The following is a 6,827-nucleotide window of genomic DNA, read 5'->3' on the forward strand; positions in this document are numbered from 1 at the left end:
GCGGGTGGGGAGCGCCGACCGGGACGATCGCCGTCGTCAGGTCCGGGGCCACGTGAGGCAGCGCCCAGGCGACCTGGCCGCCGAGCCCCGCGCCCACGACCACGGCCCGCTCGTGCCCCAGTGACCGGACCACGGCGGCCAGGTCCTGGGCGAGCGTCACCAGGTCATAGCCCGACGGCGGTCGGTCCGATCCACCGAAGCCGCGCAGGTCGAGGGCCGCCACGCGGTGCCCGGCCTGTGCCAGGGCGGGGATGACATGGCGCCAGGTCCACCAGCACTCGGGGAAGCCGTGCACCAGGAGGGTGAGGGGCCCGGTGCCGGCCGGGGCCTCAGGACCCGCCAGCGCAACATGGAAACGGGTACCGCGGGCGGTGAGGTTGCGGTGGGTCCAGGGGCCGGGGCGATTGACGTCAACAGGCACGCTCGCAGCCTACTGGTCGGCGCCCGGCACTGCCTGCGGGGCGACTTGCACCGTCCGAGGGGCGCCTTGCGCTGTCCGCGGGGCCCGGCGGGGACATTCCACGCGGTCAGGTGCGTTCCGTTCCATTCGGGGACACGGCGCGCGGTCGGGGACAGGAATCCCGTCCCCGACGGCGTCGAACGTCCCCGGCAGTGCAGGAATGTCCCCACCGGCGCAGAATGTCCCCAGCCGCGAAGAAAGGAGAAGGCATGACCACCCATTGCCACCATGACTCGCGTGATGGCCCGACCGACGATCCCACCGACGACGTCGGCGCCGACACCTCTGGTCGTGCGAATGCCGATGTTGCGGCCACAGACACCGGTATCGACTCGGCTCGCCAGGCGGAGCCCGCCGCCGGGGCCGACGGCGCAGCAGGGGAGAGTGAGTCGGCGCCCGTCTCACCCGGGCGCCTGGAGGCCTTCAGCGACGGGGTCATCGCCATCGCGATCACCCTGCTGAGCCTGGAGATCAAGCTGCCCGACGGCGGCGGGAGCCTCCTGCGCTCCCTGGCCTCCCTGTGGCCCGGCTACGTGGGCTTCGTGCTCAGCTTCCTCCTGGTGGGGCAGGTCTGGCTCAACCATCACGCCATCTTCGTGCGAGTGCGCAGCGTCGACCAGTGGATGCTCATCTGCAACCTCTTCCTCCTGCTCGACGTCGCCTTCCTGCCCTTCGCCACCTCGGTGCTCACCCGGTCCCTGGAGTCCGGGCACGACGAACGCACAGGCGCCGTCTTCTACGGGGCGGTCATGGTGGTCGGCGGGATGTTCTTCAACGCCCTGTGGCGCGCGTCCATCCGGGACCGGAGCCGCCTGCGACCGGAGGTGACGCAGGCGGAGGTACGGTCCATGACCCGGCGCTTCGCGATGGGGCCGTGGCTGTACGCGCTGGCCGCACTGCTGGGGCTGGTCAGCGCCTGGCTGAGCGTGGTCACCTACGTGGCCCTCATCGTCTTCTACATGGTCGGCCACCGCCCGCGGCGGGTCAGCCCAGCAGGAGGCTGAGGGCGACGTACACGCCGGTGCCGCCGATGAGTGACAGGCCGATGGAGCGCCGCCACAGGTGCAGGCCCGCCGTCGCCCCGATCCCGCCGGCAGCCGGCAGCCAGCTCGACGGCGACAGGCTCACTCCGCCCAGCGTGTAGGCCACCAGGACGATCATGACCCCCAGCGGCATCGCCCGGGACAGGAAGGCCAGCAGCGCACTGTCCTGGCGTCCGCGCAGCAGCACGAAGGGCACGATCCGGCACACGAAGGTGATGATGGCGACGACCGCGACGGCGACCGCGACCTGCGGGTTGGTGAGCATCAGCCGGCTCTCCGCCGCGACTGCGGCCCGGGCTCCCCGGGCCGGCGAGCGCGCCAGGCGTACAGGCCCACCAGCCCGACGGCGAGCGTCACCAGCGCGGTCAGCAGCGCCGCCGAACCACCCATGGCCAGGCCGATGCCGCCGGCCACCAGCCCCACGCACAGCACCCCGATATCGGGGTGGTTGCGCCAGTTCTCGATGGCCAGGACCACGAACAGCGACGTGAGCACGAAACCGAGCAGCTCGATGCGCTCACCCACCGCGGAGGCCAGCGCCGTTCCGGCCAGTGCCCCGACGGTTGTGCCCACCATCCAGGCGGTGTGGCTGATCGCCTCCACACCCACCAGGTAGCGCCCGCTCATGGCCCGTCGGTCGCGCGCCGCCAGCAGCGCGTAGACCTCATCGGTGATCGCGTGGACGGCGTAGAGGCGGGTGAGTGCCCTGCCCCGCACCCGCTCCAGGGGGAAGCCCAGTCCGTAGAAGACGTGCCGGCCCGAGACGAAACCGGTGGACAGGGCGATGGCGGCCAGCGGCTCGCCGCCACCGGCCAGCGGCACCAGCAGCATCTGCATGGTCCCGGAGTAGATGACCAGGCTCCACACCGGCGCCCACCACCAGGCCAGGCCCTCGGCGACCAGCAGCATCCCGGCCGCCAGCCCCAGCGTCACGTATCCGACGACGATGGGGACCGCATCACGGGCCGCATCGGCGAGGGTCTGCATCCGCCGAACCGACGGCGCACCCGTCCCGGCGGTCGGCGGGGCGGCGTCGGGCTCAGTCACGCAGGCCGCGGTCGTCGTCGCGGTTGCGCTGTCCGGCCCGGCGCGCCAGGTGGGCGACGACGGCGACCATGATCGTGAGCACGCCCATGAGGATGAAACGACCGGAGAGGCCGTCGTCCATGACATAGGTGGACAGGGCCCTCCCCAGGTCGGAGTGGGCCTGAAGCCGTTCGACCGTGGACCCGAGGATCGACTTGGTGACCCCCGGCATGAGGACGAAGGGCAGGCCAATGACCGCACTGATGGCGCCGACGACGAAGGCCCCCAGTGAGGAGCGCGAGATCATGAACAGGGCGGCGGCGCAGGCCGCGGTCCCGCCCAGGATCTCCAGCGCGCCCATCGGGGAGGCGGCCGACGGCCAGGCCGAGGGGTTGCCGCCGGTCAGGGTGGCGGCGCCGTCGTGCACGAGGAACCAGGCCAGGGGGAACAGGACGATGGCGACGAGCACCCCGGCCCAGTGGGTCTCGGCGCGCGAGCTCGGGGCGCTCAGCACGCTGGCGCCCCTGAGGAGGATGGAGTCGTCGTCCTCACCGGCGCCGGTCATGGCCAGGGCGGCCTGCCGGGCCCGCGAACGGCCGCGCTCCTCCGGGTCGTCGCTCTCCCCGGCATCGGCGCTCGCGGACAGTCCCCGGGCGGTGGGGGCTGCTGAGGGCCAGGCGGGCGTCTGCTGCGGTGAGGGGGCCGACGGCGAGCCCGCCGGCGTCGGGCGGTAGTCCCTGGCACTCGTGGCGGTGGGAGCTGACTGGGTTGACGGCGTCGACGGCGCCCACTCGGGCTGCGCCGTCGTCTCCGCCGGGGCGGGGGTCGGCGTGTTGGCGGGCGCCTCGGGGCGGTAGCCGGAGAGCCCGGTGTACGGGGACGAGGCGACCCGGGCCGCCCCTCCCATCCCCTCCGTTGTGGGGGCGGAGGTCGAGGCTCCGGCGGGGAACGCGGGGCGGACGGAGGGCGTCGACTCGGTTGAACGCGTTGAGGGGGCGCTTGCGGCAGAGCCCGTCCGGGCCAGCTGAGCCGCGGGGGTCGCCGGCCAGGACGGGGCCGAGGGGCGGTTGTCCGTCGCAGCGTTCACCGGCGCCGTGGCCTCCGGCTCGGTCGGTGACGGCGATGAGGTCACCGATGGCGCCGAGGCCGCTGACGGCGATGAGGCCGGCGCCGCTGGCTCGGCCTCGGGCCGGGGCGAGGATGTGAGCTCCGGTGAGCCCGCCGACGGGGTGGCCGGTGTCGCTGCGCCCGCCGAAGGTGCTGAGTGTGCTGAGGACGCCGCGAAGGCCGCCGAGGCGGTGGTGGCCTCGCTGAGCAGTGCGAAGCCGTCACCAGCGTCATCAACATCATCGACGTCGGGTGCGCCGGCAGGCGTCTGAGAGCCGGAGGCCCGCGGAGTCGGCGTCCAGGTCTGCGCGGCGGGGGCTGCGGAGGCCGGCGTCGGGACGGCTGCCGGCTGCGCAGTCTCCTCGAAGTCGTCCTCGGCCTCCTGATCGGCCTCGTCAACCTCACCGGCTTCCTCGACGAGCTCGTCGTCGATGCTGGTGTCAGTGTCGTCAGTGTCGTCCTCGCCCACTGCGGCATCCGTTGCGTCGGTTGCAGCGGAGGGGGTCTGGGCGGAGGCGCCCGCGGCCCCGTCCGAGACTCGGGCGGCACCGGTGGTCACGGAGACGGGCACCGCCCTCACGGCAGGGGAGCCGGACTCGGGGGTGGGGATGGCCGGGGTCGTGGGAGTGAGGTCGGCCTCCGCCTCGGGGGAGTCGAGGTCCTCGGCCTCGGTCAGATCCTCCGATTCCACGGAGTCCTCGGCGGTGTCGGCCACGGGCGCGTGTCCCTGTGCGCCCGCTGCCGCGGCCGCCGTCGGCACCGTGGCGGATGCGGCGGTCGTCCGGACGACCGGCTCGCTGCTGACTGTCTCGGCCGGCGTCTCCTCCTCGTCGTCCACCGGCGCGGGCGACGGCGCCTGCGGGGCGGAGACGGCGGAGCTGATGGGTGCTGCGGCCGGTGTGGTGGCCGTTGTGGCCGTGACGGCAGCCGTCCGATGCTCCTCGGCCCGGGCGGGCTCGGGAGCCGTGGGCGTCGTGGCCTCCGCGGCGACCTGCACCGGCTCCTCCTCCACCTCACCAGGCCCTGAGGACGGAGGAATCGACGGCGGCATGCCATCGGCCGCAGCGGTCCCGACGACTGTCTCCGCGACGGCGGCGTCGTCAGGGGTGAAGGACTCAGACGGCGTTGGCGCCGCCTGAGCTGCCACCGGGTGGGGGGAGGGGGCGGCGGGGCGCAACGGGGCCTGGGCAGGGCGGTCGGCCGGGAGGGCGCCGCCGGTCTTCTCGGCTGCGTCATCGGATGCGTCAGTGGCCGTGTCGGCGACCACCCGGGCTGCGCTCGTGACAGCGCTCGTGGCGCCCACGGCAGCGCTCCTGACGGCCTCGGCGGCCTGGCTCCCGGCAGCACCGGGGAAGGACGCCTGCTCGCGGAGGTTCAGGGTGTCGTCCTTGTCGTCCGCGGCCGCAGTCTCCTCCTCCTCAGTCTTGTCCATGGCCGCATCATCGGCCGTATCGGTGTCATCGGCGTCGATGGAGGTGCTGACCGGAACCACCTCACCCTCCGCAGCCACCGTTGCCTGAGACTCGCTGGAGGCGGCCGGGGAGACCTGGGTGGCCTTGCCGGCGAGGTCCTTGAGGGAGGCTGGGACGAGGGCCTCATCAGCCTTGGTGACCGTCGCCTCTCCCGGGCGGGGGTCCGTGGCCATTGCCCGTGCGGTGGGTGTCGACGCCGTCGGGGAGGATGGGGCGACGTCCTCGGAGGGGACGGGTGCCTGCGGTGCGGTGCGATCTGTGTTGTCGGTGCTCACGAGGTCTCCTTACGCATGCACACGGTAGTAGTAGGGATGGGGATGCCGGAAGGGGCCGGTCGTCCCCAGGACATGGAGTCGGGTATGGGACCCTCAGACGCCGGAGCGCAGCCTGGCCAGCGCGTTCGCACGACCCTGACGGCGAGCCACATGTGCTCCCCAGCCGATCGCCATGAGCTCGATGCCGATGGCGGCGAGCACGACGGCGTCCGGGCCGTACGGCAGGACCCTGGAGACCAGATGGCCGCCAGGGATCATACCGTTACTGAGCGCGGGCACCGCCGCAAGAATGAGAACCGGGCCGGTGACGCGCGCACCGAGGGTGGAGCGGGCCGTCGAGGCACCGGCCGCGGCCAGGGCCAGGAGGGAGACGAGCACGGCTGCGAGCAGCAGCGGACCGGTCTGGACACCGGGGGCGACTGCTCGCAGGTAGGCGCGGGGCAGCAGAAGGGCCGCGAGCGCAAGCCCGGCGATGACCCAGGGCAGGGACAGGAGATGAGCGCGCCGGCGTGAGGGCGGTGGCGTCGGGGTGGAGCCCACGGTCCGGTCGGCCTGGGTCAGACGGAAGGCGGCGTGCCCCTGGGCGTGGCCGGCGCGGCGGGCCAGGCGCATCCCCCAGGAGCCGCCCAGCCACAGGCCCGCCAGGACGAGCATGAAACCGGTGCTGACGAGCCGCTGCAGCCAGGGCTCGGTCAAGGAGGCCGCGTGAATGGGGGCCAGGAAGACCATCGACTGGGCGGTCAGCGCGGTCAGCCCGGTGGCGAGCGCGCCCAGCGAGGAGCGGCTGGCGAACAGGACGGCGGCGGCCGAGGAGAACAGCAGGAGCGCGCCGAGCAGCAGGCCGGTGCGCAGCGTCGAGGGCGGGTCGGTGGCCAGGCCCAGAAGGGTGGAGGCGCCCAGGGCGAAGATGACTCCGACGACGGCGGTGAGCACGTAGTCGGGTCGGCGACTGCGCGGTGGCCGGCCCGATGCGCCAGGGGTCGCGGGCGGCGGGCCGGAGCCCGGGGCGTGATGGGAGGGGGAGTCACTCACTTGATCGAGTCTAGGGGGTGCACCCGCCTCGTGCGGACTTCGTCGAGGAGAGGGGCCGTAGGGCTTCTGACGGTGCCTGTGGCTGCCGGTGTCCCCGGTGTGCCACAGTGGGGGCGTGGTGCGAATGTCTGTGGGGATCGGGCCGTCGGCGGCAGGGGGACCGAGGAGGCCCACGGCGCAGGGTGCGGTGAGCCGGTCCGGCGTGTCGACCGAAAGGTCGAATACTGGTGGGGCCGACGGGCGTGCGTCAGCCGGGGCGTCTCCCGGTGGAGCGCCTCCGTCCGGGGATCCTGCGTTGGAGGCGCTCAGAGTCGTGGCCGCCGATGAGCGGGTGCGCGCCGCCGAGGCGGCGGTGCGTGAGGCCTGCTCCGAGCTGCGCTGGAACGAGGCCCTGCGGCGCCGGTGGCGTGAG

Annotated in this window: 6 protein-coding genes; 1 reads left to right on the plus strand and 5 read right to left on the minus strand. The window is 73.3% G+C overall.

What is annotated here, in order from left to right; translation table 11 throughout:
* Positions 1-421, minus strand: a 421-nt coding sequence (locus RIV12_RS12850; RefSeq protein WP_309324385.1) for an alpha/beta fold hydrolase, incomplete at its 3' end; no start/stop codon positions are given.
* Between the two features lie 248 nt (positions 422-669).
* On the opposite strand from RIV12_RS12850, the gene RIV12_RS12855 reads away from it, so the two are divergent.
* Positions 670-1,464, plus strand: a complete 795-nt coding sequence (locus RIV12_RS12855) for a TMEM175 family protein (protein ID WP_309324387.1) — start codon at positions 670-672, stop codon at positions 1,462-1,464.
* Here RIV12_RS12855 and RIV12_RS12860 read toward each other — a convergent pair.
* The 4 genes from RIV12_RS12860 to RIV12_RS12875 form a co-directional block, all read right to left on the minus strand.
* On the minus strand, positions 1,445-1,768 hold the full coding sequence (locus tag RIV12_RS12860) for a branched-chain amino acid transporter permease (protein WP_309324389.1): 324 nt from the start codon (positions 1,766-1,768) through the stop codon (positions 1,445-1,447). The genes RIV12_RS12855 and RIV12_RS12860 overlap by 20 nt on opposite strands.
* A complete protein-coding gene (locus RIV12_RS12865) occupies positions 1,768-2,490 on the minus strand; it encodes an AzlC family ABC transporter permease (protein ID WP_309324395.1) in 723 nt (240 codons plus the stop codon). Before RIV12_RS12865 ends, RIV12_RS12860 begins: the two co-directional genes overlap by 1 nt.
* A gap of 52 nt (positions 2,491-2,542) precedes the next feature.
* Entirely contained in the window at positions 2,543-5,383 is a 2,841-nt protein-coding gene (locus RIV12_RS12870) for a hypothetical protein (RefSeq protein ID WP_309324391.1), read from the minus strand.
* A 93-nt stretch (positions 5,384-5,476) separates the two neighbouring features.
* Positions 5,477-6,415: a hypothetical protein gene (locus RIV12_RS12875; protein ID WP_309324393.1), complete on the minus strand. Its 939-nt coding sequence runs from the start codon at positions 6,413-6,415 to the stop codon at positions 5,477-5,479.
* Positions 6,416-6,827: the final 412 nt, after the last annotated feature.

The organism is Actinomyces stomatis (assembly GCF_031292835.1).
GTDB classification, from domain to species: domain Bacteria; phylum Actinomycetota; class Actinomycetes; order Actinomycetales; family Actinomycetaceae; genus Actinomyces; species Actinomyces stomatis.